We start from the raw sequence: 25,311 nt of genomic DNA on the forward strand, positions 1-25,311 counted from the left end.
GTCCTGTACCTTGCCCCGGCCGCTGAGCGCGTCCCGGGCACGGTCGACCAGGCCGACGCCCGGTGCCAGGACCTTGAGGGCCGAGGGCTCGTGAGGGCTTGCGGGGTGCGGGCGGGTGGGAGCGGTCTTCTTGGCGCGGCGGACCTGTTCGCCGAGGTCGGTCAGCTCCAGGCGCGGCAGCACCTCCTCGAGCCGGGGAAAGAGGTTGCCCTCCTCGTCGCGCACATGGGTGCGGACCTCCTGGATCAGCCTGGTCAGGATGTGGTCGAAGGCCGGATCGTCGGCGCCCAGCCCCTCCAGGTCCTTCATCAGCCGCTCGGCGCCCTTGTGGTCCTCCAGCTCCTTGTCCGCAAGGGCCTCGCCGCCGACCACATGGGAGCGTACGGCCGGGTACAGGTACTCCTCCTCGGCCACGGAGTGCCGCACCAGTTCGATCGTGGCCTGGTCGGCGTACTGCTTGCGCTTCAGGTGACCGGGTGGCAGCGCCTCGATCTTGGCGAAGAGCTCTTCCACCTCTCGGTGGTCGGTGGTGAGTTCCTGGACGACCGTTCCACCGTGTGCCATGGCGTCTCCTCCTGTCGCGGGGCCGCGCCCCGGGGGTTCGCCGATCCCGGGTCCCCGCGAGCCGCACCCGCCAACCTCCCGAGCCCGCCCGGGTACGGAGCGACAGGGATGTTTCGCCGGCGGCGTCCCAGGAACTCTGTGGCCCGTGCGGCTCCTGAGACCGCCAGGGGTGTACGCCCCGCAAGGCGATACCGAACTGCTGCTCGAAGCGCTCGCCGAGGCAGCCGTACCGCGCGGAGCGCGGATGCTCGACGTCTGCACCGGCACCGGCGTGGTCGCGCTGGCGGGTGCGCGGCTGGGCGCCGCCCAGGTGCACGCCGTGGACATCTCGGCGCGGGCCGTCCTGGCCACCGCCTGGAACGCCCGGCTGCGGAAACTGCCCGTCAGGACCCACCGCGGGGACTTGCTGACGGGTGACTCGCCGACAGGTGACGTATCGGCTGGTGACGTATCGGCTGGTGACGTGCCGACAGGCGAGGTGACGGCCCGCGACGTGCCCGCCCCCGCCGCGGGCCGCTTCGACATCGTGACCGCCAACCCGCCGTACGTACCGCACGCGGAGCCGGACGGGCACGGTGGCCGGCGGGCGCGGGCCTGGAACGCCGGGCGGGACGGGCGCAAGGTGCTGGACCGGCTGTGCGAGGCCGCACCGCGGCTGCTCACCGAGAGCGGGGTGCTGCTGGTGGTGCACTCCGCGCTGTGCGGGCCGCAGCGGACGCTGGACCTGCTGCACCAGGGCGGGCTGAAGGCCGCGGTGACCGCACGCCGCGTCCAGCCGTTCGGCCCGGTGCTGCGGAAGCGGGCGCACTGGCTGGAGCAACAGCAGTTGATCGCCCCAGGACAACGACACGAGGAACTGGTGGTCATCCGTGCCGACCTCACCCGGTGAGCAGAACCAGCCGCGCCGCGACCGGCGGCGCGTGACCTTGGAGCAGGGCGGCCCCGTGCTGGTGGAGGGCCCCGTGGAGGTACAGCTCGACGACGGGCGCACGGTCGTCTCCGACCGCTTCACCACGGCGCTGTGCACCTGCCGCCGGAGCCGTACGTACCCGTGGTGCGACACCAGCCACCGCCGCCGCTCCCGCCCCTCCGCAACGCGCACCGCAGCCGAGGGTGCGCGGGAGGGCGAGGACCCCTGACGACGGTTTGAGGATCTCCGCCGTCACATAGTTGGCCTCCTCGGAGGCGAGGAAGACATAGCCGGGCGCCATCTCGGCGGGCTGCGCGAGGCCCTGAGTGAAGGTGACGATGCCGCCACGGCTTGGACTGGTACGCCTGCACAGAGGTGCTGTTGATGATGCAGCCGCCCGCCGGGATGTGCGGGAGTGCCGTTTTGGTGACGTTGGGGGTGATCCAGAACATGCCGTAGAGGTTGGTGCGCACCACGTGGTCGAACTGCTGGTGCTGATGGTGTCGATGCCGGCGGACTGCGCCATCTGGAAGGCCGCGTTGTTGACGAGTACGTCGATCCTGCCGAACTCGCGCACCGTGCGGTCGACCAGCCGCCGGCACTCGGCCTCCTCGCGGATGTCGCGGGCCACGGGGACGGCGCGGCGGCCGGCTTCCTCCACCAGCCGGGCCGTCTCCCGGGCCTCGTTCTCCTCCTCGGGCAGGTAGCTGAAGGCGACGTCGGCACCTTCGCGGGCGTAGGCGAGCGCGACGGCACGGCCGATGCCCGAGTCCCCGCCGGTGATCAGGGTGCGCCGGCCGGTCAGCCGCCCGCTGCCCCGGTAGCTGCGCTCACCGTGGTCGGGGCGCGGCTCTCCATGGCTTCGGTGTCGCCCGGCGGGGTCTGTTGCTGTTGCGGGAACTCCGGCTTGGGGGGCTGCTCGGCGGGATGGCCCCGGTCGGCGGGGTGCCGTCGCCTGCTGCGGTCACGTTTGCTGTCCTCCGTCGTCGTCGGTTCACGCGATCGACCGACCGCCGCGAACGGACGCCTCCGGCCGAAAGCGGTCACCCCACGGACGCCCCCGCCGGAAAGCGGTCCCACGCCCGGTGTTCCGCCAGCAGTTCGGTGACCCGCCCGAACACGGAGCCCGGGTCGTCGGCCACCACGACGCCGGCCGCGTCCTGCGGGCACCCGGCTGCGGCGAGCACGTCGGCGCCGGGGCCCCATGCGCCCAGGGCCTTGGCGTGCCGGTACGCCTCGGAGACCAGCAGCAGGACGCGCGGGTCGATCCCGCCGCTGCCGGTGTGCAGGCCCGCCTTGGCGTCGCGGGCCCCGTACGCGTCGCTGCCGACGCCCGGAGCCGCGGCGAGCAGCAGCGCGTCGAACTCGATGGAGCGGGCGTTGGCGAAGGTCCGCTGGGTGACGACGGACCCGCCGGTGCCCGCGAGTTCGCCGCCGTGCGGGGCGATGACGAGCGGGACCATGCCGCCGTCGTGGATGGTGCCGCGCAGCGTGGCCAGCGCCGCCAGGTCACTGGTCTCGTCAGCGACGATGCCGATGACCCGGCCGTCGGTGGGCCAGCTGCGGCCCAGCTGGGAGAGGGCCGGGCTGGGGGCCACATCGGGGAGCGGCCCGGAGGGCTTGGGCGCGGGAAGGCCGAGCCCGGCCGCCACCGCGGCACACAGCTCCGTGTCGATGTCGGCGAGCACCCGCAACTGGCGCTCCTTGACGGACGGTTCGTAGCATTTGCTCAGCTCGAAGGTGTACGCGGCGATGACGTGCTCCCGCTCGACCGGGCTGAGGCTGAGGTAGAAGCGCCGCGGGTGGCTGGTGTGGTCGCTGAAGGATGCGGGTGCAGCCCTCACCTTCGTCGCCTGGGGCACGGTGACCGGGCTCTCCACGTAGGCGCCCTCCGCGGCGCCCGCCAGGAACGGGCAGCCGCCGTCCAGCGAGTTGGGGCGGTAGGGCGCCACGCCGCTGTGTACGGCGGTCTGGTGCATGCCGTCCCGGTTCATGTCGTTGACCGGGGCGTGGGTCCTGTTGATGGGCAGCTGCGCGAAGTTGGGCCCGCCCAGCCGGGTGATCTGGGTGTCGATGTAGGAGAAGAGCCGTCCGGCCAGCAGCGGGTCGTCGGTGATGTCGATGCCCGGGACCAGGTGGCCGGGGTGGAAGGCGACCTGCTCGGTCTCGGCGAAGAAGTTGGAGGGGTTGGCGGTCAGCGTCATCAGCCCGATGGGCTGCACCGGGGCCCACTCCTCGGGCACGATCTTGGTCGGGTCGAGCAGGTCGATGCCCTCGAACGTCTGCTCGGGGTTGTCGGGGAAGGTCTGGATGCCCAGCTCCCACTCGGGGAAGGCGCCCGCCTCGATGGCGTCGGCCAGGTCGCGGCGGTGGAAGTCCGGGTCCATGCCGCCGGTGATCTGGGCCTCCTCCCAGGTCATGGAGTGGACGCCGAGCCTGGGCTTCCAGTGGAACTTCACCAGGGTGGTGCCGCCCTGCTCGTCGACGAGCCGGAAGGTGTGGACGCCGAAGCCCTCCATCGTCCGGAACGAGCGGGGGATGGCCCGGTCGGACATGGCCCAGATGGTGTGGTGGGTGGCTTCGGTGTGCAGCGACACGAAGTCCCAGAAGGTGTCGTGCGCGCTCTGCGCCTGCGGGATCTCCCGGTCCGGATGGGGCTTCCCCGCGTGGATGACGTCGGGGAACTTGATCGCGTCCTGGATGAAGAAGACCGGAATGTTGTTCCCGACCAGGTCGAAGGTGCCCTGCGAGGTGTAGAACTTGGTCGCGAATCCGCGGGTGTCGCGCACCGTGTCGGCGGAGCCGCGGGAGCCGAGCACGGTGGAGAAGCGCACGAAGACCGGCGTCTCGACGTCTTTGCCGAGGAACGCTGCCTTGCAGATCTGCGAGGCGGTGCCGTAGCCGCGGAAGACACCGTGCGCCGCCGCGCCCCGCGCGTGCACCACCCGCTCCGGGATGCGTTCGTGGTCGAAGTGGGTGATCTTCTCCCGCAGATGGTGGTCCTGGAGCAGTACGGGCCCGCGCTCACCGGCCTTGAGGGAGTGGTCGGTGTCGTACAGCCGCAGGCCCTGCGCCGTGGTGAGCCTGCCGCCCGTCTGGGCCCATACGGCTGGGTCGATGTCCGCGGACTCGCCGGTGGCGGAGTACACCTCGGGGCCCGACTGGTCCTGCTTGGGCGGCAGCGGCTCGCGCGGGGTGGTCGGCTCCTCGACGGGGGGCGCCTCGGGCGCTGGACGGCCGGGGATGAACGGCTCCCCTGCGTTCGGGTTCTCGTGCGACGGGCGGCCGGCCATGGGACCTCCAAGAGCGAGAGAGACGGACCACCGCAGGAGTAACCGGGCCGCTCGATGCCGAAACGGGAGGCATCGGAAGTATCCGCCCGATTGCCGCACCGTCCTGACGGGGCCACAGCCGGCACGGCGTCAGTTCGACAACTGCGTCAGTTCGACAACGGCCGTCAGTTCGCCACCGGCGGCGGCTCGCTCAGCCCGCTTCCGGCAGCCGCACCTCCAGCATGCCGTCCCGCTCCCGCGCCTCGAAGCTGGGCTGCGGCGCGGTGGCGGGGCCGCTCACGTTCCAGCCGTCCGAGAGCCGGAAGGTGCTGCCGTGCCAGGGGCAGGTCACACAGCCGTCGGCCACCGTGCCCTCGGACAGCGGGCCCGACTGGTGGGCGCACCGGTCGGCCAGCACCCGCACCGGTCCTGCGGACTCCCGGTAGACCAGCAGCCTGACGTCGCCGAGCATGGCGCTGGTCGGCTGGCCGACGGGGAAGCTGTCGGCCTTGCCCACCTGGTGCCAGCCGGGTTCGACCAGGTGCGGCACCGGCTCCGCCTTGTTGGGGCCAGCCGCCTGCCGGTAGGCGAGGTGACCGCCGATCATCCCGCCCAGCCCGGCGGCGGTCAGCCCGCCGTAGCCGAGCATCCGTCCCCGGCACTCGCGGCCGCGCAGCCGGGCCGTCAGGGAGGCCGTGTACAGGCCGAGGGCTGCGACATTGGCCGCCGCGTGGACCAGCCCCACCCGCAGCTGCGGCTTGTGCAGCGCCGCCCAGTCGGTGGCGCCGGTGACAGCGGCGGGGAGCGCGGCGACCACCCCGGTGCCGATCAGCACCCGGCTGGCGCGCCGCGTACCTGGCAGCAGGTCCAACAGCGCCGCCGAGGACCAGGCGCCGAGGGGGACCTGTACGAGTGCGGGGTGCAGCGGGTGTCCCAGCCATGTGCCGTGCAGCGCGTCCCGTACCCGGCTCAGCGGGCTCTTCCTGACGGCGTTCTGCAGAGGGCCGATCGCGGGGTCGAGGGCACGGAGGGTGCCCAGCCTGTCGAGCCACGCGGGGAGCGAGGACGCTTCGGACGGCGTTGCGGCCGATGTTTCGGACGACGTTCCGGACGACGGCGTCGTCGCCGTGGACGATTCTGAGGACATATCGCTCCGGTTGCCACACCTGACGGCGGACAAACGGTCAGCGCCGCGCACCACTCCGTCAGCCGCCGTTCCGATGCTCTCCGTGTCTGTTTCGGCGTCTCGCCGCCTGGAAACCCGGCGCGGGTCCGACAAGAGAGGAGTCGAAATGACTACGGCACGCGACATCATGAGCCCCGGCGCCGACTGTGTGCGGACCGACCAGACAGCGGCCGACGCGGCGGAGCTGATGACCGAGCTGGGCGTGGGTGCGCTGCCCATCTGCGGGAAGGACAACAAGCTCAAGGGTGTCGTCACCGACCGGGATCTGGTGGTCAAGGTGCTGGGGCCGGGCCGTGATCCGGCGACCTTCCCCGCCGGCAGCCTGAACCAGGCGGAGGCCGTCACCATCGGCGCCGACGACGGCGCCGACGAGGTGCTGGAGACCATGTCACGGCACCAGGTCAGGCGGCTCCCGGTGATCGACGGCGACCAGCTCGTCGGCATGGTCGCGCTCGCCGACGTCGCCCGCTCCCTGCCGCACCCGGAGACGGGACGGCTGGTGGAGGCCCTCTCGGAGGACTGACCCCCCGGCGCGGTCCGGCCCGTCCCCCGCCGTTGGTGTGCCGTGACGGCGGCGTACGAGGCAACCGGATACCAGGGGCGTTTGCCGTGCGGGCGGCGGGGCACTGAGGTATGCGGTCTTCTAGGAGGGCGACCGCATGACACACTCACGGGCCCGCGCCGCCCGGCGGGCCGCACTGCGCAAGGCCGCAGAGCGCGGTTTCAAGGCCGCTGACCAGAGACTCCCGGTGGCCGCCGGCGGGAGGGCCCTGCTGCGCAAGGCGTTCCCCGAGCACTGGTCATTCCTGCTCGGGGAGCTGGCTCTCTACAGCTTTCTCGTCCTGCTGCTGACAGGGGTCTTCCTCACCCTGTTCTTCGACGCGGACATGACGCAGATCCGCTACCACGGCGCCTACCGGCCGCTGCGCGGCGAGCCGATGTCGGTGGCGTACGCCTCGACACTGAAGATCAGCTTCGAGGTGCGCGGCGGCCTGCTGGTCCGTCAGATCCACCACTGGGCCGCACTGATCTTCGTGAGCGCCATCGGGCTGCACATGCTGCGGATCTTCTTCACGGGCGCGTTCCGCAAACCGCGGGACATCAACTGGGTGATCGGGCTGACGCTCTTCGTCCTGGCGCTCGCCGAGGGCTTCTCCGGCTACTCGCTCCCCGACGACCTGCTGTCGGGCACGGGGCTGCGCATCGCGCAGGGCATCATGCTCTCGATCCCTGTCGTGGGCACCTATGTCGCGCTGTTCGCGTTCGGCGGCGAGTATCCGGGGCACGAGATCATCGACCGGCTCTATCCGCTGCACATCCTGCTGATCCCGGGGCTGCTGCTCGCCCTGGTGGTGGCGCATCTCCTCCTGGTGGTCGTCCTCCAGCACACGCACTGGAGCGGTCCGGGCAGAACCAACAAGAACGTGGTCGGGCATGCGATGGTGCCGCAGTTCGCCGCCCGGTCGACCGGGCTGTTCTTCATGGTCGCCGGAGTGCTGGGGATCCTCGGCGCGCTGGCGCAGATCAACCCCATCTGGAACTACGGGCCCTACAACACGAGCCAGGTCTCCACCGCGGCGCAGCCCGACTGGTACGTCGGTTTCCTGGAGGGCTCGCTGCGGCTGATGCCGCCGTTCGAGACGAACCTGTTCGGGCACACCCTGATGTGGAACGTGCTGCTGCCCGCCGTCGTGCTGCCCGCGCTGCTGTTCCTCCTGCTGTACGCGTATCCGTTCTTCGAGCGGTGGATCACCGACGACGACGAGACGCCGCACGTGTGCGACCGGCCCCGGAACCGCCCCGTACGCACCGCGCTGGGCGTCGCCGGGGTCACCTTCTACGGCGTACTGCTGCTGGCCGGCGGGAACGATGTCCTCGCGCGCACCTTCGACGTCTCGCTCAACGCGCTGACCTGGACCTTCCGCGTACTGCTTGTGGTGGGGCCGCCGCTGGCCTTCCTGCTGGCGAAGCGGCTGTGCCTGGCCCTGCAGAACCGGGACGCCGAGCGGGTCATCGAGGGCGAGGAGACCAGCCATGTGCGGCAGTCGGTGGAGGGCACCTTCAGCGCCGACCACGAACCGCTGCCGCAGAGCGAGAAGTTCCGGCTGGCGGCCCAGCGCTTCCCGAGGCCGCCGGAGGCGGACGCGAGGGCCGGCCGGGTGGCCCGGCTGCGGGCCGCGCTCAGCCACTGGTACTACAAGGACTCGCCGGCCCGCCAGTGGCGGGTCGTCAGCCACCAGCGCGAGCGCGCCAGGAACGCGGTCGCGGGGCTGCGGGCCGAGCAGCGTACCGACCGGTCGGTCAGTGGTCGGTCCGCGCGTACTGGAAAACGAACCCGAACACTCCGGCGCCGGTGAGGCCGGCACCGATCAGGGCCAGCCACAGCCCGAAGACGGTGCCGGTGCCCAGCGTCGCGACGCCGAGCGCGGTCAGCGCCGGATAGGGGCTGCGGGCCGGGAAGAAGTCCAGCGGCCCGCCCCGCTCGCGGATCTCCCCGTCCTTGCGGTCCTCCGGGCGCACGCCGCGGCGCTTGTACTGCACGGCGAGGAAGAACGAGACCAGCGAGGACATCAGAAACGCGATCAGCAACGCTGCGGTGCCTGCCGGGTCGTCGCCGTAGAGCACGTAGGGAACGGTGATGCAGAGGAAGAAGAGCGCGACGCCTGCCCAGAGGATGGCCTCGGTCTTCATTCGGCGCCTCCCTTCGTGGGTGTGCGGTTCGCGGCGGAGTCCGGCGAGCCGGGCGTTGGCGGGCCGGGCGGCTCCTCAGAGCCCACGGGTTGTACGCCGGGGCTCTCCGGCGCGCCCGGCGCCACGATCGCCGCTGACTCCTCGGCCTCGGGATGGTGCAGCCAGAAGGCGGGCGAGTCGGAGCGGATGTGGGGCAGGGCGACGAAGTTGTGCCGGGGCGGCGGGCAGGAGGTCGCCCACTCGAGGGAGCGCCCGAAGCCCCAGGGGTCGTCCTCGGTGACCTTCTCGGCGTGGGTCGTCGTCCACCAGACGTTGTAGAGGAAGACCAGCGTGGAGACGCCGAGGGTGAACGCGCCGATGGAGGAGACGGTGTTGAGCGCGGTGAACCCGTCGGCCGGCAGGTAGTCGGCGTACCGGCGCGGCATCCCCGCGGCGCCGAGCCAGTGCTGCACCAGGAAGGTCGTCTGGAAGCCGACGAGCGTCAGCCAGAAGTGCACTTTGCCCAGCCGCTCCCCCAGCATCCGGCCGGTCAGCTTCGGCCACCAGAAATAGAACCCGCCGAACATGGCGAACACGACGGTGCCGAAGAGGACGTAGTGCAGATGGGCGACGATGAAGTAGCTGTCGGTCGTGTGGAAGTCCAGCGGCGGCGAGGCGATCAGCACCCCGCTGAGGCCGCCGAGCAGGAAGGTGACGAGGAAGCCGATGCCCCACAGCATCGGCGTCTCGAAGCTCAGCGCGCCCTTCCACAGGGTGCCGATCCAGTTGAAGAACTTCACCCCGGTCGGCACGGCGATCAGGAACGACATCAGGGAGAAGAACGGCAGCAGTACGGCGCCGGTGGCGAACATGTGGTGCGCCCATACGACGGCGGACAGCATGGTGATGCTGGCCGTCGCGCCGACCAGCCCGATGTAGCCGAACAGCGGCTTTCTGCTGAAGACCGGGAAGATCTCGCTGACGACGCCGAAGAACGGCAGCGCGACGATATAGACCTCCGGGTGCCCGAAGAACCAGAACAGGTGCTGCCACAGCACGGCCCCGCCGTTGGCCGGGTCGTAGATGTGCGCCCCGAACTTCCGGTCCGCCTCCAGCGCCAGCAGCGCGGCCGAGAGCACCGGGAAGGCGAACAGCGCCAGGATCGAGGTGAACAGTACGTTCCAGGTGAACAGCGGCATCCGGAACATCGTCATGCCGGGGGCGCGCAGGCAGATGATGGTGGTGATGAAGTTGACGGCGCCCAGAATGGTGCTCAGGCCCGCCACGGCCAGCCCCATCGTCCACAGGTCGCCGCCGGTGTTGGGGCTGTATTTTGGGCCGTTGAGCGGTGCGTACGCGAACCAGCCGAAGTCCGCGGCGCCGTTGGGGGTCAGGAACCCGCCGACGACCATCAGCCCGCCGAACAGATACACCCAGTAGGTGAAGGCGTTCAGCCGGGGGAAGGCCACATCGGGGGCGCCGATCTGGAGCGGCATCACGGCGTTGGCGAACCCCGCGAACAGCGGGGTGGCGAACAGCAGCATCATGATGGTGCCGTGCACGGTGAACAGCTGGTTGTACTGCTCGTGGGAGACGATCTGCATTCCGGGCCGAACCAGTTCGGCCCGCATCATCATGGCCATCGCGCCGGCGGCGAGGAAGAAGCAGAAGGACGTGACGAGATAGAGGTTGCCGATCACCTTGTGGTCGGTAGTGGTCAACCACCGCATCACCATGACGCCTCCGCGATTGGGTTCGGCCGGGCTTTGTGGTTGCGCCCGCCGTTTGTTCCGCCGGACCCTGTCGCGTCGTGGTTACGCGCCGCTGCGGCGGACTTGAGTGCGGGGGCTGCGCCGTGTGGCCTTCGCCCCTCTGTCCGCCGCGACGGCGAGCGGCCACGACGATGCGTGACCGGCGGCAAAGCGATCACCGCAACCCCCGCGTCCGGCCTGTGAGGGCTGCCGCGCCTGCGGTGACGGCGACAGGGGCCGCGAGGCGGGCGGCGCGGTGGTACCAGGGCGGGGCCGGTTTCGGGGTCGGCTCGGCATCGGCTTGATAGGCACGCCGGACCAGTTCGGCCACGTGCACGGGCTCGGCGCCGATACCGGCGGCGTCCAGCTGGGTCTTGCAGGAGAACCCGTTGGCCACCAGCACGGTGCCGGGCGCGGCGTCCCGCGCGGCCGGCAGCAGCGCCTGTTCGCCGCAGTCCATGGAGATCCCGTATTTGCCCTGCTCGAAGCCCCAGGAGCCGGCCAGCCCGCAGCAGCCGCCGGACAGGTTCTCGGCCTGGAGACCGAGCGCGGCAACGAGCTTGCGGTCGGCTTCCATGCCGCCGGTGGCGCGCTGATGGCAGTGGCCCCACAGCAGGGCGCGGCCGCCGTCCCCGGCCAGGCGGGGCGGGGTGATGCCGTAGGTGTCGAAGAACTCGGCGAAGTGGTGGGCGCCGGAGGCCAGTCGCCGGGCGTCGTCGTCGTGCGGAAGGAGCTTGGTCAGCTCGTCCTTGAAGACGGCAAGACAGCTGGGCTCCATACCGACGACGGGGGTGCCGGCGCGCAGATGCGGGCGCAGTACGTCCAGGACGCGGTGCAGATAGCGCTCGGCGGCGTCCAGGAAGCCGTAGTCGTACAGCGGACGCCCGCAGCACACGTGCTGCTCGGGCATGACGACCGACCACCCGGCGGCCTCGACGGCCTCCACGCAGGCCACGCCGACGTCGGTGTCGAAGTGGTTGTTGAAGGTGTCGGGGAAGAGGACGACCGGCCGCCCGCCGGGGTTGGCGGTGCCGCCGCGCTGCCGGAACCAGCGCTGGAGCGTCATGGGCGCGAAGGAGGGCAGGGGCCGGCGCCGGTCGATGCCCGCGACGAGCTTCGCCGCGCCGCCGAGCAGCGGGGTGTGGGTGACCAGGTTGGCGGCCTCGGGCAGCCGGGAGGCGAGCCGCGCCGCCTGGTCGATGAAGCCGAACGCGTAGGCGTAGCGGGGCCGCCACCTGCGGGCCGACTTGTAGTGGTGGTGCAGGAACTCGGCCTTGTAGGTGGGCATGTCGACGTTGACGGGGCAGTCGTTGGTGCAGCCCTTGCAGGCCAGGCACAGATCGAGCGCGTCGGCGACCTCCTTGGACTGCCAGCCGTCCTTGACGGTCTCGCCGCGCAGCATCTCGTGCAGCAGCCGGGCCCGGCCGCGGGTGGTGTGCTTCTCCTCGCGGGTGACCTGGTAGCTGGGGCACATGGTCTGGCCCTGGGACGCGTCGGGGACGCGGCAGGCGCCGATCCCCACGCAGCGCAGACTGGCGTGCGCGAAGTCGCCGTTGTCCTCGGCGTAGGCGAACTTCACCTCGGGCCGGGGCGGGTTGTAGTCGGCGCCCAGCCGCAGGTCCTCGTCCAGCCGGTAGGCGTCCACGACCTTGCCCGGGTTCATCTTGGCTTCCGGGTCCCAGATGTGTTTGAACTCCCGCATGGCCTGGACGAGTTCGCTGCCGTACTGCCGCTCCAGCAGCTCGCCGCGCTGCTGGCCGTCGCCGTGCTCGCCGGAGAGGGAGCCGCCGAAGGAGGCCACCAGGTCGGCGGCCTCCTCCAGGAAGGCGCGGTAGTCGGCCACTCCCTGGGCGCTGCGCAGATCGAAGCTGATCCGGGAGTGGATGCACCCTTGGGCGAAGTGCCCGTACATGGCGCCGCGCAGCCCGTGCTTGTCGAGCAGGGCGCGCAGGGCCGTGACGTATTCGGCCAGCCGGTCGGGCGGTACGGCGGAGTCCTCCCAGCCCGGCCAGTGGTCGCCGTCGGGCGGGAAGGCTGTGGCGCCCAGCCCGGTCTCGCGGACCTTCCAGAGGTTCTGGGCCTTTGCCTCGTCCTCGTCGCTGGTGGTGATCCGGTCGGGGGCGTAGCCGCGCTCCTCGGTCAGCCACTTCGCGAACCGGTCGGCCTGTGCCCTGGCCTCCTGTTTGGTGTCGGCGCCGAATTCGACCAGGAGCCAGGCGGCGCCGCCCTGCCGGGGCAGCTGTTCCAGCGAGGCCAGGTTCATGTGCTGGAGCTTCTGGTCCTGGATGAGCTGTTCGTCCAGGGCCTCCAGGCCGATCGGCCGGAACTGCTGGGCACAGATGTTCGCGTCCGCGGCAGCGGCAGTGATCTGCTCGTACTCGACTACGACCAGCGTCCGCTCCAGCAGCGCCGGGGTGAGCAGCACCTGCGCCTGGAGGACGGTGGCGCAGGTGGACTCGGTGCCGACCAGGGCGCGGGCGACGTTGAAGCCGTTCTCGGGCAGCAGTTCGTCCAGGTTGTAGCCGGAGACCCGGCGCGGCATCCGGGCAACCGAGGGGAAGCCCGCGCGGATGGCGTCGGCGTACCGGTCGCGCAGGTCCCGCAGCTTGGCGTAGATCTCGCCCTTGGGCCCGCCCGCTGCGATGATTGACTCCAGCTCCCGCTCCTCGTCCACGCCGACCCAGAACCGGTCACCGCGGTAGGTGACGATCTCCAGCGCCCGTACGTTGTCGGACGTACGCGGGCCGGGCCCGTACAGCTGGGCCTGCACGGAGTGGGTGCCGCAGGAGTTGTTGCCGATGTTGCCGCCGAGTACGCAGCGGGAGTGGGTGGAGGGGTCGGGCCCGAAGACCAGGTTCCAGGCGCCGGTGTGCCGGTTGAGCTCCTCATTGATGACGCCGGGCTCGACGGTGACGTACCGCTCCTCGGCGTCGACCTCGCCGATGCGGGTCAGATATTTGGAGTGGTCGATGACGACGGCGTAGTTGACGGTCTCCCCCGACAGGCTGGTGCCGCCGCCGCGGTTGAGGACCGGGGCGCCGTAGGCGTGGCAGATCCGGTGGGTGGCGACGACGTCCTCCAGGGTCTTGGGCACCACCACGCCGATCGGCACCTGGCGGAAGTTGGAGGCGTCATGGGCGTACAGCCCCTTGCTCGCGGTGTCGAAGCGGACCTCGCCCTCGACGGCGTCCCGCAGGGCCTTGACCAGCTTTCCGACGGCGAGCAGCCGGCGGGCACGCGGCGGTCCCGGCACCTCGGGGTCGGTCCTGGCGGGGATCTCCTCGGTACGCGAGGTACGCGAGGTGCGCGAGGTGCGCGAGGTGCGCGAGATACGCGGCGGGTGCGCGGTGCGTGCGGGGTCGGGTGTCTTGCCCATGCGGGTCGCCTTCCATCACGCTTGGTCACGGACAGCGGGTCGGAGCATCGAGGGGGCTGCTGCGGCGCTGCTCAGCCGGGCCGGCGGCCGTGCACGCGGTACGGTTCGGCGTCCGCCCACCGCACCTCGAGCCCCAGCCCCGGCCGGTCCCGCGCGGGATGCAGCACCCCGTCGACCGGGCGCTGCACCCCGTCGAACAGCAGCTCCTCGACCCGTACGTGGTCGTGGAAGTACTCCAGATGGCGGAGCCGCTCGACGGCGCAGAACGCGTGCGCCGAGACGGCCGGGGCACAGTGCGCGGACAGATCCACCCGGTGCGCCGCGGTCAGCCCCGCGATCTGCAGCAGTCCGGTGATACCGGCGCAGCGGGTCACATCCGCCTGGAGACAGTCCACGGCGCCCGCCTCCAGCAGGGCCGCGAAGTCGCCCAGCAGAAATCCGTACTCCCCCGCCGCGATCTCCAGCCGCCCCGGGCCCTGGTCGCGCAGCAGCCGCAGACCCGCGGTGTCCTCGGAGCTGACCGGCTCCTCCAGCCAGCGCACGTCCCACTCGGCGGCCAGCCGCCGCGCCCAGTACAGGGCCTCCTTTCGGGTCAGCGCCCCGTTGGCGTCGGCGTACAGCTCCACGTCCGGGCCGATCGCCTCGCGGGCTGCGGTCAGTCGCGCCGGGTCCTGGCCGGGGTGCCGGGAGATCTTCAGCTTCACCCGGGGGATGCCCTGCCCGGCCCAGTCGGCCAGCTGTTCGGCCACCCGGCCCGGCGGGTAGTTGGTGAAGCCGCCGCTGCCGTAGACCGGGACCCGGTCGTGCACGGCGGGCAGCAGCTGGTACAGCGGCAGCCCCAGCAGCCGGGCCTTGAGGTCCCACAGCGCGATGTCGACGGCGGCGACGGCCATGGCGCCGGGCCCGGGGCGGCCCGCGTTGCGTACGGCGGCGGACATCCGGTGCCACAGCGCTGCGGGCGCGAACACGTCCGAGCCGCGGACGACCGGGGCGAGCTGGGAGTGGATGAAACCGGCGACCGAATCGTCACCGTAGGTGTAACCCAGCCCGGTGAACGGTCCTGCGTGTGCCTCCACGAGTACGGCGGTGGTGGCCTCCCAGCGCAGGGTGCCGTCCTCCTCGGCGCCGTCGGGGCCGTCGGTGGGCACCCGGAAGGCGTGCAGGGTCAGATCGTCCACGGTCACCCGGTCCGCGGTCCCGTGCGCCTGCCTGGCCACCGGCTGAGCTGCGCCTTGGCTGGTCACCCGCTGCTGCCCCTTCCGCTGTCCGCTTCGAGCCGTCCTCCGCCGCCGATCTCGGCTGGTCATGGGTACCTCGTCCGCCGTCCGTGAAACGGCCCCGCGCAACGGGGCCACGGCTGAGCAGCGAGTTGTTTGCGGGGGTCCGCGGTGTGGGACCCGGGCCGGGACCGTCGCGTCGACCATGTGAATGACCACGTGAATGGGGAGTACCAATGGCGCAGCAAGTAGCCGACTACGTTCTTCAGCGCCTCCGTGAATGGGGCGTGCACCGGGTCTTCGGGTACCCCGGCGACGGCATCAACGGCATGCTGGGCGCCTTCGACCGCGCCAAGGGCGATCCGGAGTTCATCCAGGCCCGGCACGAGGAGATGGCCGCGTTCATGGCGTGCGGGCACGCCAAGTTCACCGGCGAGGTCGGGGTCTGCGCCGCGACGTCGGGGCCCGGTGCGATCCATCTGCTGAACGGGCTCTACGACGCCAAGCTCGACCACCAGCCGGTGGTGGCGATCGTCGGGCAGCAGAAGCGGCTCGCGCAGGGCACCCATTACCAGCAGGAAGTCGGGCTCGAACAGCTCTTCTCCGATGTCTCGGAGTTCTGCCAGATCGTGATGCACCCGGGGCAGATGCGGCATGTGATCGACCGCGCCTTCAAGACGGCGCTGACCACGCGCGGCGTCGCCACGGTCATCATTCCGGAGGACATCCAGGAGTCGGAGGCCCAGCCCTCCCCGCCCAAGACGCACGGCTCGGTCTACTCCAGCGTCGGCTGGAGCCGGCCGCGGGTGCTGCCCAACCAGGAGGAGCTGCGCAAGGCGGCCGACATCCTCAACGAGGGCAAGAAGGTCGCCATCCTCATCGGCCAGGGTGCCGCCGACGCCGAGGCCGAGGTCGTCGAGGTGGCCGAACTGCTGGGCGCCGGGGTCGCCAAGGCGCTGCTGGGCCGCGAAGTCGTCCCCGACGACCTGCCGTTCGTCACCGGCCCGATCGGACTGCTGGGCAGCAAGGCGAGCGACGACATGATCATGAACTGCGACACCCTGTTCATGATCGGCAGCAGCTTCCCGTACGCGGAGTGGCTACCCGACGAGGGCCAGTGCAAGGGCGTCGAGATCGATATCGACGGCCGCATGATCGGCATCAGGTACCCCATGGACGCCCATCTGGTCGGCGACTCAAAGGAGACGCTCAGGGAGCTGATCCCGCTGCTCCAGCGCAAGGAGGACCGCTCCTGGCGCAAGGAGATCGAGGAGAACGTCCGCACCTGGAACAGCGTGCTGGAGAAACGGGCCGCACAGTCGTTCGAGGGAAAGATCAATCCGCAGGCGGTCGCGCACGAGGTCTCCTCGCTGCTGCCGGACGGCGCCATCCTCACCGCGGACTCGGGCTCGGCGACCAACTGGTGGGCCCGGCACATCAAGCTCCGCAAGGGCATGCAGGCGTCCCTCTCCGGGACCCTGGCCACCATGGGCCCCGGCGTTCCGTACGCGATCGCGGCGCGCTTCGCCTACCCGGACCGGCCGGTGATCGCCTTTGTCGGTGACGGTGCGTTCCAGATGAACGGCATGAACGAGATGATCACCGTCAAGCGGTACGCGGACCGGATGGCGGGCTCACCGCCGCTGATCTTCTGCGTTCTCAACAATCAGGACCTCAACCAGGTCACCTGGGAACAGCGCGCCATGGGCGGCGACCCCAAGTACCCCGGCTCCCAGTTCATCCCGGACTTCCCGTACGCCGAATACGCGCAACTGGCCGGGCTGCACGGCATCCGCTGCGACGAACCGGAGAAGGTCACCTCCTCCTGGGAGGAGGCGCTGGCCGCCGACCGGCCGGTGGTGCTGGAGTTCGTGGTGGACAACGAGATCGCCCCGATCCCGCCGCACATTATGAAGGAGCAGGCCAAGAAGGCCGTCAAGGCGGGCATCCGCGACCCCGAACGCACCGGCATCGCCGCCCGCGGCTTCCGCCAGAAGCTGACGGAGGTCACGGAACATCTGCCGGGCCGTAAGCACTGAGCGCCCCGAAGGGGCGCGGGGAACTGCGCTCCCCCAAAGCTCTTCGAGCAGGGGGTGCCCCCACAGCCACAGCCAAACGGGCAGCCTGCGGCGGGCAGTCAGGGGCAGCCCGAACCCAGCTGCAACCAGGTGGGCCTCAAGCAGCAGGCTTGAGGCCCACCGCTGCCCAGCAGCCGACCTCCTCCGGGCTGATCGAACCGGGCGGGCGCCGCATACCGTCCTGGCTGTCGGCCAGCTCAGGGCGCCAGTCGCACGTGGCCACGATGCCGGGCTCGACCAGGGAGAGCCCGGCCCCGGTGAAGAAAGCCCGGACATCCTCCGCGCCGCGCAGCTGCACGGTGATGCCCTGCGAGCCGTAGATCTCGACAACCTTGCGGAGCGTCACGTCGAGTTCGTCGGTCCCATGGGACAACACCAGCGCGCTGCCCGGCGCGAGCGCGTCGACAAGGGTACGGACGATGCCCTGCGGATCGTCGCCGTCACCGAGGAAGTGCAGCAGCGCGACGAGCGAGAGCGCGACCGGCTGCGCGAAATCGAGCGTGTCGCGCGCATGGCCGAGGATGCGCTTGGGGTCGCGCACATCGGCCTCGATGTAGTCCGTCGCACCTTCCGGCGTACCGTTCATCAGGGCGCGGGCGTACGTGAGCACGATGGGGTCGTTGTCGGCGTAGACGACCCGGCACGTCGGGTCCTCCCGCTGGGCGACCTGGTGCAGGTTGGGCGCGCTGGGGATACCGGTGCCGATGTCCAGGAACTGCCGGATGCGCTGCTCGCGCGCCAGATGGCGGACCGCGCGGTGCATGAACTCCCGGTTCTCCCGGGCCGCCGTCAGCACGTTGGGGAAGACGGCCATCGTCTGTCCCGCGACCCGGCGGTCGGGACCGTAGTTGGTCTTGCCCCCGAGGTAGTAGTCGTACATCCGGGCCGAGTGCGCCTTGGCTCCCGTCGACTCGGGCATCTGGTGGCTCATGTGCGTTGGCTCCTGCCGGTAGCGGGGAGGCAACTACTTTCGTACACCCGCTCGTTGAAATCCAGGGCGCCATGGCTTGCCCGTCGGATTCCTGCGTTCCCCGGCGTGGGGGCTGCGCGGAAAGAGTTTGCGCCCCGAAGGGGCGCGGGGAACTGCGCGACGAGCCACAAACCCCCGCAGCCCGTAACGAGCAGCAAGGGCACCCCCTCCCGGGCACAATCCCGCAACAGCAAAAGGCGAATTGGCGCGGACACGAGTGTTGACAGCGGGAATGCTGCGCTCTTCACTGGAGCCGCATATCGAACGGCGTTCGAAATATCGGACGCTGCGAACGAGCCCAGGCCAAGGAGCCAGCACCGATGACGACCAGCAGACGCACCCTCCTTGCAGCGACCACCGGCATCGCGACGGCCGCCGCCACCACGACAGCGGCCAGGGCCGCCACCCCGGCGACGGCCGCCGGCAGCTCCCGTACCGGCCGCCATCAGCCGCCCGTCCGGGAGCACTTCGGCACGCTGGACAACGGGGACCGCGTGGACCGGTGGACGCTCGCCAACGGCGGAACGCGGCTGCGTGTCCTCTCCTACGGCGGCATCGTGCAGTCCCTGGAGATCCCCGACCGGCGCGGCCGGTCGGGCAACGTGTCGCTCGGCTTCGACGCGCTGGACGACTACGTCGCCGACAGCCCCTACTTCGGCGCGCTGATCGGCCGCTACGGCAACCGCATAGCGGACGCGAAGTTCACCCTGGACGGGACGGAGTACGAACTTCCGGCCAACGACGGCCCCAACAGCCTGCACGGCGGCACCAAGGGATTCGACAAGCGGGTGTGGGACGTGCAGCCGTACAGCTCGGGCCCGGACGTCGGACTCACGCTGCGGTACGTCAGCCGGGACGGGGAGATGGGCTACCCCGGCACACTGCGCACCCGGGTCCGCTATCTCCTCACGCCGCGCGGTGAGTTGCGTATCGACTACAAGGCGACGACGGACAAGGCCACCGTCGTCAACCTCACCAACCACACCTACTTCAATCTCGCCGGCGAGGGCAGCGGCAGCATCGAGGGCCATACGCTGCGGATCGCCGCCTCCCGATACACCCCCGTCGACAAGACCCTCATCCCCACGGGTGAGCTGGCGCGGGTCGCCGGGACGCCGTTCGACTTCCGGCACGGCAAGCCGATCGGCCAGGACCTGCGCGAGGGTCACCCGCAGATCCTGCGCGGCCAAGGGTTCGACCACAACTTCGTCCTCGACAAGGGCATCACCGACCGGCCCCGTCAGGTGGTCACGGTGACCGAGCCGGAGTCCGGCCGCACGATGCGGGTCGCCACCACCGAGCCGGGGCTGCAGTTCTACAGCGGCAACTTCCTCGACGGCACGCTCAAGGGCACCTCCGGCCGCGTCTACCGCGCGGGGGACGGCTTCTGCCTGGAGACGCAGCACTTCCCCGACTCCCCGAACCAGCCCGGCTTCCCCTCCACGGTGCTGCGCCCGGGGAAGACGTACCGGTCCACGACCGTCTACTCCTTCGGCACGGAGCGGTAACCGGTTGAGGAGGTGACGGATACGAGGGGGTGACGCGCACGGGGAGGTCACGAGGAGGTGACGGAGCGGGACGGTGACGGTGGTCACCAGGGGCGGCCGCCGGCTGGACCATAAGATTAGGTCCGGCTAAGTTAGGTTCGCCTCACTTCGAAGGCCCGCTCGTCACTCTCGTCCCCGCTGGAGTTCGCATGCGTCCCGTCCGCCTCTCTGCCGTCAGCGCTGCCCTGGCCGCGATATCGCTCGCCGCCGTCAGCGGGTGCGCCGAGAAGGCCGACGCCGGTGGTGAGGGCGCGGTGAAGGTGACCGCGACCGACGACTCCTGCAAGGTGTCCCGCAAGTCGTTCCCCGCCGGCCATGTCCAGCTGGCGGTGGAGAACAAGGGCTCCAAGGTCAACGAGGTCTACATCCTCTACCCGGACGGCCGGATCGTCACCGAGCGCGAGAACATCGGCGCCGGAACGAAGGCGAAGGTCACCGCGGAGATCAAGGCGGGCGACTACGAGATCGCCTGCAAGCCCGGGATGAAGGGCCACGGCATCCGGCAGAAGGTCAAGGCGACCGGCGGCTCCAAGGCCGCCAAGCGCGACCCGAAGCTGGACGCCGCGGTCTCCGACTACCGCGACTACACCCTCAAGCAGGCCGAACAGACGCTGCCGAAGGCCAAGAAGTTCGCAGACGCCGTCAAGGCGGGCGATCTGGACGAGGCCAAGAAGACGTACGCACCCTCCCGTATCGGCTGGGAGCGCACCGAACCGGTCGCGGAGTCCTTCGGCGACATCGACCCCAAGGTCGACCTGCGCGAGGACGGCCTCGAGGACGGCCAGGACCCGAAGAAGGACTGGACGGGCTGGCACCGGCTGGAGAAGTCGCTGTGGAAGGACAAGAAGATCACCGCAGCCGACAAGAAGCTCGCCGACCAGCTCATCAAGGACCTCACCGCCTGGGAGAAGAAGGTCGGCAAGGCGGAGATCACCCCCACCTCCATGGCCAACGGCGCCAAGGAACTCCTCGACGAGGTGGCCACCGGCAAGGTCACCGGTGAGGAGGAGCGCTACAGCCACACCGACCTGGTCGACTTCAAGGCCAACGTGGAAGGCGCCCAGAAGTCCTACGAACTGCTCAAGCCGGTCGCCAAGAAGAACGACGCGGCGCTGGTCAAGGAGCTGGACGGGCAGTTCTCCGCGCTCAACAAGCTGCTGGAGAAGTACCGCGAGGACGACGGCAAGAACAAGGACGAGTACTCCTTCAAGTCGTACGACAAGGTCGGCAAGAGCGAGCGCAAGGAGCTGTCGGACGCGGTGAACGCCCTGGCGGAGCCGCTGTCCAAGCTGGCCGCTGCCGTCGCCGAGTAACCGCCGGACACGAAACGGCCACTGGACGGTCGAGCACGAGGGAGCGCGTTCGTGACAGCGGAAGACAGCAACAGCACTGAGCAGCAACAGGAAGTGGAGCAGCAGCACGGGCAGACCGGGGGCACACGCTCCCGGTCAGCGGTGGCGCGGCGTTCCCTGCTCGGCTGGGGCGGGGCCGGCGTGGCGCTGGGCGCCGTCGCAGCCGGTGGTACGGCCACGGCGCTGCACAGCAGCAACGCGAGTGCCGCCTCCGACGGCGCAGCCACCGGGCAGGCGGTGCCCTTCCACGGCGCGCACCAGGCGGGCATCGCCACCGCCGTGCCCGACCGGCTGCACTTCGCAGCGTTCGACGTGACGACCAAGGACCGCGCCGAGCTGGTCCAGCTCCTCAAGGACTGGACCGCAGCCGCGGCCCGGATGACGGCAGGAGAGGGGGTCGGCGAGGGCGCGTTCGGGCCGATCCCCGAGTCGCCGCCGGACGACACGGGCGAGGCGGCCGGGCTCAAGCCGTCCCGGCTCACCCTGACGATCGGCTTCGGCCCCTCCCTCTTCGACAAGGGCCGGTTCGGGCTGGAGGAGCGGCGGCCCGAGGCACTGGTCGAGCTGCCCGCCTTCCCTGGCGACAAGCTGGAGAAGGCCCGCAGCGGCGGCGACCTGTGCGTTCAGGCGTGCGCCGACGACCCGCAGGTCGCCGTGCACGCGATCCGCAATCTGGCCCGTATCGGCTTCGGCAAGGCCGCGATCCGCTGGTCCCAGCTCGGCTTCGGCAAGACCTCCTCCACCACGCCCGACGCGCAGACGCCCCGCAACATGTTCGGCTTCAAGGACGGCACCCGGAACATCTCCGGCACCGACACCGAGGCGCTGGGCAAGCATGTGTGGGTGTCGAAGAAGGACGGGCCCGAGTGGCTGGTCGGCGGCTCGTATCTGGTGGCCCGGCGCATCCGGATGCACATCGAGACCTGGGACCGTACCTCGCTCAAGGAGCAGGAGGACATCTTCGGCCGGGACAAGCGCACCGGCGCACCCGTCGGCAAGGCCAAGGAACACGACGAGCCGTTCCTCAAGGCGATGCTGCCCACCTCGCACGTCCGCCTCGCGCACCCGGACGCCAACGACGGAATCCGGATCCTGCGCCGCGGCTACTCCTTCACCGACGGCACCGACGGCCTCGGCCGGCTGGACGCGGGGCTGTTCTTCCTCGCGTACCAGCGCGACGTACGCCGCGGCTTCATCCCCATCCAGCGCAAGCTGGCGCGCAACGACGCGCTCAACGAGTACATCCAGCACGTCGGCTCAGCTCTCTTCGCCATCCCTCCGGGCGTCCGCAGCAAGGACGACTGGTGGGGCCGCGAGCTGTTCTCGTGATCACGCAACTCGATCAATCCGGTCAGCGAAGGTGGAGGAAGAACCGGCATGTTGGGTAACTACCTGATCGGCCTGCGCGAGGGTCTGGAGGCCAGTCTGGTCGTCTGCATTCTCGTCGCCTACCTGGTCAAGACGGAGCGGCGGGACGCGCTGCGCCCCGTCTGGCTGGGCATCGGGGCGGCCTGCGCCATCTCCCTCGGCTTCGGCGCGGCACTCGAATTCGGCTCCCAGGAGCTCACGTTCGAGGCCCAGGAAGCGCTCGGCGGCTCGCTGTCGATACTCGCCGTCGGGCTGGTCACCTGGATGGTCTTCTGGATGCGCCGCACGGCCCGCCATCTGAAGAGCGAGCTGCACGGCAAGCTGGACGCCGCCCTCCAGATGGGCACCGGCGCGCTGGTCGCCACCGCGCTGCTGGCCGTGGGCCGCGAGGGGCTGGAGACCGCGCTGTTCGTCTGGGCCTCGGTACGGGCCAGCGGCGAGGGCAGCTCGGCCCCGCTGATCGGCGTACTGCTGGGCCTGGCCACCGCCGTCGTCCTCGGCTGGCTCTTCTACCGCGGCGCCCTGCGGATCAACCTCGCCCGGTTCTTCACCTGGACCGGCGCCATGCTGGTGGTCGTCGCGGCCGGCGTCCTCGCCTACGGCGTCCACGATCTCCAGGAGGCCCGGTTCCTCGGCGGCCTGAGCACCAAGGCGTTCGACATCAGCTCCACCATCTCCCCCGACAGCTGGTACGGCACCCTGCTGAAGGGCATCTTCAACTTCCAGCCCGACCCCACGGTGGTCCAGCTGATCGTCTGGCTCCTCTACCTGGGAGTGACGATGGCCTTCTTCCTGGCCCCCCAGCGCAGCGCCTCCGCACGCAAGCCGACGACCACGGCGGCCTGAACGGCCTGAGCGGCTCACTCCAAAGGGTGCTTCCGGGAGGCGTTCACTTGCCCTTGGCGAGCTGATCGACCCGGGGCACCGAGAGGCCGAGCAGCTCCGCGACTTCCCGCAACTTCATGCTCTCGCGCAACTCCACCACCGCCTCACCCCGCACTGATTTCACCCGCCGTGCGGCTTCGGGCAGCAGGTCGTCGGCCAGAGCCCTGGCCGTCACCTCGCGGTCCACCGGATCGGGGATGGAGTCCAGACAGGCCAGTGCGGCTTCGATATGGGCAGCCATGGCCGCGCGCACTCCGGGAGGAACTTGCGGAGAAGGAGCGGGCGTGTCGGTCATACGGTAAGCCTACGACGCCCCGAGAGGCCCCTTCTAGCCCCTCTTGATTTCCTTCTAGTCCCCCTCTAAAAAATGGGAGTTGCACCGACAGAGGGGGCCCACGTGAACAAAGACGACGTGACCCTCATCCTGTCGGCTGTCTCCGCGCTCTCCAGCGTGATCATCGCAGTCGGGACCATCACTTCCGTCTGGATCGCCTGGGAGAGCATCAGACGTGGCAAACGCCGCCGCCGCTGAGATGGTACCCAGGGGCCGATCACTGGAGCCCCCAGCGCTGGTTGGCCGTCGCCACCTTCACCGACATCACCTCCGCCCTGGTGGCCGCCCGCAGCTCCCCCGGATCAGCCGTCCACGCGGGCCCGCCCGGACGTACGAGCCGCACACGCCCGTCCGCGGTGACGCCGCTGACAACTCCCGCCGTACGACGGGCGAGGTCGGCGACGACCTCGCCCGGACGCCATCCCGTACTGCTCAACGGGCGTGCTCGCCCAGCGCCTTGGCCAGCTTCCCGGCCGTCGCCAGATTGCAGCCGCCCAGCTCCAGTAGCGGGCCACGCAGTGTGGTGCTCGCGCACGAGGCGAGGTCCACGCTGAGCGAGGGCAGCACGATGTCCGCCTCCGCGAGCGCGGTACGGAGCCGCTCACACGTCTCCTCCGCGTCGCGGAGCTTGGTGAGCGTCGGGTTCTCGTACGGGCTCTCTGCCATGGAACGGCGCCTTTCTTCAGGGACTTTCACGTTCTGTGGTCCCAGCGTGGCGCTCCGGACATAGCCTTGTGCAGAGGACTTGCTGTGCACCTGTGCTTGTCAAGAGGCGGAGAAGCAAAATGACGGCAGAAAACCCTCGGGTCAACGGCGACCCGAAGGCCGACCCGAAGGTCTCGACCCTCGCCTATTTCGGCACCGAGTTGCGGATCAGGAGAGAAGAGGCCGGACTGAGCCAGACCACCCTGGCCGCGCGCACCTTCTGCACCCACTCGTACATTTCGCGGATCGAGACCGCTAGCCGCGTCCCGAGCGAGGAGTTCGCCCAACGCTGTGACGATGTGCTGTGCACAGGCGGGATGTTCGCCCGCCTGTGGCCCATCGTGATCGAGCACGCGTACCCGGACTGGTTCCGGCCGTTCGTGGAGCTTGAGAAGGAGGCGGTCAGCATCTGGGACTTCGAGAGCCAGGTGGTGCCTGGGCTGTTGCAGACGGAGGAGTACGCAAGGGCACTCTTCTCCGCAGCACGCCTCCCGAACACCGCCGAGTTGGTCGCGGCCCGAATGACCCGCCAGCACATCTTGGAGCGCGACAATCGGGCCCAGCTGTGGGTGGTACTCGACGAGAGCGTTCTGCGCCGGGCTGTCGGCGGGCCCGAAATCATGGCCCGGCAATTGAGGGCTGTCGTGGAGGCGGCGGAAGATCCCCGGACCATCGTGCAGGTCATTCCGTTCGACGTGGGGGAACACGCCAGTATGGACGGACCGTTCGCAGGCTTGACGATGGATGAGGGAGCCGACGTCGTGTACATCGACGGCCGCGCTCGCGGCCACATCAGCGCGGCGCCGGACGAGGTCGCCGGTTACCACCATGCCTATGATCTGCTGCGAGCCGACGCCCTCTCCCCAAAGGCGTCAGTGGACATGATCGCGGCCAGAGTGAGGGAACTTTCATGATCAACTCGACCGACCTGCCCGCCACAGCGTGGCGCAAGAGCAGCTACAGCGGTCAGAACGGCGGGAACTGCCTGGAAGTCGCCGTCGGCTACCCCGGCCCCTCCCTCCCCGTCCGGGACTCCAAGAACCCCAGCGGCCCCGCGCTGCTCGTCGCCTCCCCCGCCTGGCGGGCGTTCCTCGCGCACGTGCGGGAAGGCGGATTCTCGGCGTAG

At 70.1% G+C, this 25,311-nt stretch carries 23 protein-coding genes and 1 pseudogene; 12 read left to right on the forward strand and 12 right to left on the reverse strand.

The annotated features are described in order from the left end of the window. A partial coding sequence (locus ITI46_RS16075) for a hemerythrin domain-containing protein (RefSeq protein WP_209240242.1) occupies window positions 1-564 on the reverse strand: 564 nt, incomplete at its 3' end. Between the two features lie 145 nt (window positions 565-709). Between ITI46_RS16075 and ITI46_RS16080 the strand changes: the two genes are divergently transcribed. Both ITI46_RS16080 and ITI46_RS16085 read left to right on the forward strand, forming a co-directional pair. Continuing rightward, window positions 710-1,453: a methyltransferase gene (locus ITI46_RS16080; protein WP_307808194.1), complete on the forward strand. Its 744-nt coding sequence runs from the start codon at window positions 710-712 to the stop codon at window positions 1,451-1,453. Then, window positions 1,434-1,703, forward strand: coding sequence for a CDGSH iron-sulfur domain-containing protein (locus ITI46_RS16085; RefSeq protein WP_209240244.1), 270 nt, complete (start codon window positions 1,434-1,436; stop codon window positions 1,701-1,703). The genes ITI46_RS16080 and ITI46_RS16085 overlap by 20 nt, the downstream gene beginning before the upstream one ends. On the opposite strand, the pseudogene ITI46_RS16090 reads toward ITI46_RS16085, so the two are convergent. From ITI46_RS16090 to ITI46_RS16100, 3 genes and pseudogenes are all read right to left on the reverse strand, one after another. Beyond that, a pseudogene (locus ITI46_RS16090) lies at window positions 1,698-2,332 on the reverse strand (SDR family oxidoreductase); the annotation flags it as partial. The gene ITI46_RS16085 and the pseudogene ITI46_RS16090 sit on opposite strands and share 6 nt — an antisense overlap. Before the next feature lie 185 nt (window positions 2,333-2,517). Beyond that, window positions 2,518-4,767 carry a catalase gene (locus tag ITI46_RS16095; RefSeq protein ID WP_209240245.1) on the reverse strand — a complete coding sequence of 750 codons (2,250 nt, stop codon included), beginning with the start codon at window positions 4,765-4,767 and terminating at the stop codon, window positions 2,518-2,520. Window positions 4,768-4,957: 190 nt separating this feature from the next. Next, a complete protein-coding gene (locus ITI46_RS16100) occupies window positions 4,958-5,893 on the reverse strand; it encodes a Rieske (2Fe-2S) protein (RefSeq protein ID WP_209240246.1) in 936 nt (311 codons plus the stop codon). Window positions 5,894-6,038: 145 nt separating this feature from the next. Here ITI46_RS16100 and ITI46_RS16105 point away from each other — a divergent pair, with 145 nt between their 5' ends. Together ITI46_RS16105 and qcrB are read left to right on the forward strand one after the other, a co-directional pair. Next, complete coding sequence (locus ITI46_RS16105) at window positions 6,039-6,455, forward strand: CBS domain-containing protein (protein ID WP_209240247.1); 417 nt, start codon at window positions 6,039-6,041, stop codon at window positions 6,453-6,455. Between the two features lie 136 nt (window positions 6,456-6,591). Beyond that, complete coding sequence (gene qcrB / locus ITI46_RS16110; protein WP_209240248.1) at window positions 6,592-8,289, forward strand: cytochrome bc1 complex cytochrome b subunit; 1,698 nt, start codon at window positions 6,592-6,594, stop codon at window positions 8,287-8,289. Here qcrB and ctaF read toward each other — a convergent pair. The 4 genes from ctaF to ITI46_RS16130 all read right to left on the reverse strand — a co-directional run bounded on the left by ctaF (window position 8,234) and on the right by ITI46_RS16130 (window position 14,973). Next, the gene (gene ctaF, locus ITI46_RS16115) at window positions 8,234-8,623 is read right to left on the reverse strand and encodes an aa3-type cytochrome oxidase subunit IV (protein ID WP_209240249.1); all 390 of its coding nucleotides are present in this window, start codon (window positions 8,621-8,623) and stop codon (window positions 8,234-8,236) included. The two genes, qcrB and ctaF, sit on opposite strands and share 56 nt — an antisense overlap. Further along, window positions 8,620-10,338: an aa3-type cytochrome oxidase subunit I gene (gene ctaD, locus ITI46_RS16120; RefSeq protein ID WP_209240250.1), complete on the reverse strand. Its 1,719-nt coding sequence runs from the start codon at window positions 10,336-10,338 to the stop codon at window positions 8,620-8,622. The genes ctaF and ctaD overlap by 4 nt, the downstream gene beginning before the upstream one ends. A gap of 190 nt (window positions 10,339-10,528) precedes the next feature. Beyond that, window positions 10,529-13,729: an FAD-binding and (Fe-S)-binding domain-containing protein gene (locus tag ITI46_RS16125; protein ID WP_209240251.1), complete on the reverse strand. Its 3,201-nt coding sequence runs from the start codon at window positions 13,727-13,729 to the stop codon at window positions 10,529-10,531. A gap of 71 nt (window positions 13,730-13,800) precedes the next feature. Then, a complete protein-coding gene (locus tag ITI46_RS16130; protein ID WP_307808195.1) occupies window positions 13,801-14,973 on the reverse strand; it encodes an enolase C-terminal domain-like protein in 1,173 nt (390 codons plus the stop codon). Window positions 14,974-15,182: 209 nt separating this feature from the next. Between ITI46_RS16130 and ITI46_RS16135 the strand changes: the two genes are divergently transcribed. After that, window positions 15,183-16,985 (forward strand): thiamine pyrophosphate-requiring protein, encoded by a 1,803-nt coding sequence (locus tag ITI46_RS16135; protein ID WP_209240253.1) that lies wholly within the window; start codon window positions 15,183-15,185, stop codon window positions 16,983-16,985. Between the two features lie 136 nt (window positions 16,986-17,121). On the opposite strand, the gene ITI46_RS16140 is transcribed toward ITI46_RS16135, so the two are convergent. Beyond that, complete coding sequence (locus ITI46_RS16140; protein WP_209240254.1) at window positions 17,122-17,955, reverse strand: SAM-dependent methyltransferase; 834 nt, start codon at window positions 17,953-17,955, stop codon at window positions 17,122-17,124. Window positions 17,956-18,314: 359 nt separating this feature from the next. On the opposite strand from ITI46_RS16140, the gene ITI46_RS16145 reads away from it, so the two are divergent. The 4 genes from ITI46_RS16145 to efeU all read left to right on the forward strand — a co-directional run bounded on the left by ITI46_RS16145 (window position 18,315) and on the right by efeU (window position 23,107). Next, the gene (locus tag ITI46_RS16145; RefSeq protein WP_209240255.1) at window positions 18,315-19,502 is read left to right on the forward strand and encodes an aldose epimerase family protein; all 1,188 of its coding nucleotides are present in this window, start codon (window positions 18,315-18,317) and stop codon (window positions 19,500-19,502) included. Between the two features lie 188 nt (window positions 19,503-19,690). Next, window positions 19,691-20,854 (forward strand): iron uptake system protein EfeO, encoded by a 1,164-nt coding sequence (efeO, locus tag ITI46_RS16150; protein ID WP_209240256.1) that lies wholly within the window; start codon window positions 19,691-19,693, stop codon window positions 20,852-20,854. Between the two features lie 93 nt (window positions 20,855-20,947). Then, entirely contained in the window at window positions 20,948-22,222 is a 1,275-nt protein-coding gene (efeB, locus tag ITI46_RS16155; protein ID WP_209240270.1) for an iron uptake transporter deferrochelatase/peroxidase subunit, read from the forward strand. Window positions 22,223-22,270: 48 nt separating this feature from the next. Continuing rightward, complete coding sequence (efeU, locus tag ITI46_RS16160) at window positions 22,271-23,107, forward strand: iron uptake transporter permease EfeU (protein WP_209240257.1); 837 nt, start codon at window positions 22,271-22,273, stop codon at window positions 23,105-23,107. A 43-nt stretch (window positions 23,108-23,150) separates the two neighbouring features. On the opposite strand, the gene ITI46_RS16165 is transcribed toward efeU, so the two are convergent. Then, the gene (locus tag ITI46_RS16165; protein ID WP_209240258.1) at window positions 23,151-23,441 is read right to left on the reverse strand and encodes a hypothetical protein; all 291 of its coding nucleotides are present in this window, start codon (window positions 23,439-23,441) and stop codon (window positions 23,151-23,153) included. A 102-nt stretch (window positions 23,442-23,543) separates the two neighbouring features. On the opposite strand from ITI46_RS16165, the gene ITI46_RS35510 reads away from it, so the two are divergent. After that, entirely contained in the window at window positions 23,544-23,678 is a 135-nt protein-coding gene (locus ITI46_RS35510; protein WP_280634778.1) for a hypothetical protein, read from the forward strand. 19 nt (window positions 23,679-23,697) lie between these two features. Here ITI46_RS35510 and ITI46_RS16170 read toward each other — a convergent pair whose 3' ends face one another. Together ITI46_RS16170 and ITI46_RS16175 are read right to left on the reverse strand one after the other, a co-directional pair. Continuing rightward, entirely contained in the window at window positions 23,698-23,916 is a 219-nt protein-coding gene (locus tag ITI46_RS16170) for a hypothetical protein (protein ID WP_247746070.1), read from the reverse strand. Next, a complete protein-coding gene (locus ITI46_RS16175; RefSeq protein WP_209240260.1) occupies window positions 23,913-24,146 on the reverse strand; it encodes a hypothetical protein in 234 nt (77 codons plus the stop codon). The genes ITI46_RS16170 and ITI46_RS16175 overlap by 4 nt, the downstream gene beginning before the upstream one ends. 119 nt (window positions 24,147-24,265) lie before the next feature. On the opposite strand from ITI46_RS16175, the gene ITI46_RS16180 reads away from it, so the two are divergent. Further along, window positions 24,266-25,099: a helix-turn-helix domain-containing protein gene (locus tag ITI46_RS16180; protein WP_209240261.1), complete on the forward strand. Its 834-nt coding sequence runs from the start codon at window positions 24,266-24,268 to the stop codon at window positions 25,097-25,099. Further along, window positions 25,096-25,311, forward strand: coding sequence for a DUF397 domain-containing protein (locus ITI46_RS16185; protein ID WP_209240262.1), 216 nt, complete (start codon window positions 25,096-25,098; stop codon window positions 25,309-25,311). The genes ITI46_RS16180 and ITI46_RS16185 overlap by 4 nt, the downstream gene beginning before the upstream one ends.

Source organism: Streptomyces oryzae, from assembly GCF_017676365.1.
Classification (GTDB): domain Bacteria; phylum Actinomycetota; class Actinomycetes; order Streptomycetales; family Streptomycetaceae; genus Streptomyces; species Streptomyces oryzae.

Excerpts from the sequence above, each read along its gene's own strand:
- ITI46_RS16095 (WP_209240245.1), bottom strand. The coding sequence starts at position 4,767 with ATGGCCGGCCGCCCGTCGCACGAGAACCCGAACGCAGGGGAGCCGTTC.
- ITI46_RS16100 (WP_209240246.1), bottom strand. The coding sequence starts at position 5,893 with ATGTCCTCAGAATCGTCCACGGCGACGACGCCGTCGTCCGGAACGTCG.
- ITI46_RS16105 (WP_209240247.1), top strand. The coding sequence starts at position 6,039 with ATGACTACGGCACGCGACATCATGAGCCCCGGCGCCGACTGTGTGCGG.
- qcrB (WP_209240248.1), top strand. The coding sequence starts at position 6,592 with ATGACACACTCACGGGCCCGCGCCGCCCGGCGGGCCGCACTGCGCAAG.
- ctaF (WP_209240249.1), bottom strand. The coding sequence starts at position 8,623 with ATGAAGACCGAGGCCATCCTCTGGGCAGGCGTCGCGCTCTTCTTCCTC.
- ctaD (WP_209240250.1), bottom strand. The coding sequence starts at position 10,338 with ATGGTGATGCGGTGGTTGACCACTACCGACCACAAGGTGATCGGCAAC.
- ITI46_RS16125 (WP_209240251.1), bottom strand. The coding sequence starts at position 13,729 with ATGGGCAAGACACCCGACCCCGCACGCACCGCGCACCCGCCGCGTATC.
- ITI46_RS16135 (WP_209240253.1), top strand. The coding sequence starts at position 15,183 with ATGGCGCAGCAAGTAGCCGACTACGTTCTTCAGCGCCTCCGTGAATGG.
- ITI46_RS16140 (WP_209240254.1), bottom strand. The coding sequence starts at position 17,955 with ATGAGCCACCAGATGCCCGAGTCGACGGGAGCCAAGGCGCACTCGGCC.
- ITI46_RS16145 (WP_209240255.1), top strand. The coding sequence starts at position 18,315 with ATGACGACCAGCAGACGCACCCTCCTTGCAGCGACCACCGGCATCGCG.
- efeO (WP_209240256.1), top strand. The coding sequence starts at position 19,691 with ATGCGTCCCGTCCGCCTCTCTGCCGTCAGCGCTGCCCTGGCCGCGATA.
- efeU (WP_209240257.1), top strand. The coding sequence starts at position 22,271 with ATGTTGGGTAACTACCTGATCGGCCTGCGCGAGGGTCTGGAGGCCAGT.
- ITI46_RS16165 (WP_209240258.1), bottom strand. The coding sequence starts at position 23,441 with ATGACCGACACGCCCGCTCCTTCTCCGCAAGTTCCTCCCGGAGTGCGC.
- ITI46_RS16175 (WP_209240260.1), bottom strand. The coding sequence starts at position 24,146 with ATGGCAGAGAGCCCGTACGAGAACCCGACGCTCACCAAGCTCCGCGAC.
- ITI46_RS16180 (WP_209240261.1), top strand. The coding sequence starts at position 24,266 with ATGACGGCAGAAAACCCTCGGGTCAACGGCGACCCGAAGGCCGACCCG.
- ITI46_RS16185 (WP_209240262.1), top strand. The coding sequence starts at position 25,096 with ATGATCAACTCGACCGACCTGCCCGCCACAGCGTGGCGCAAGAGCAGC.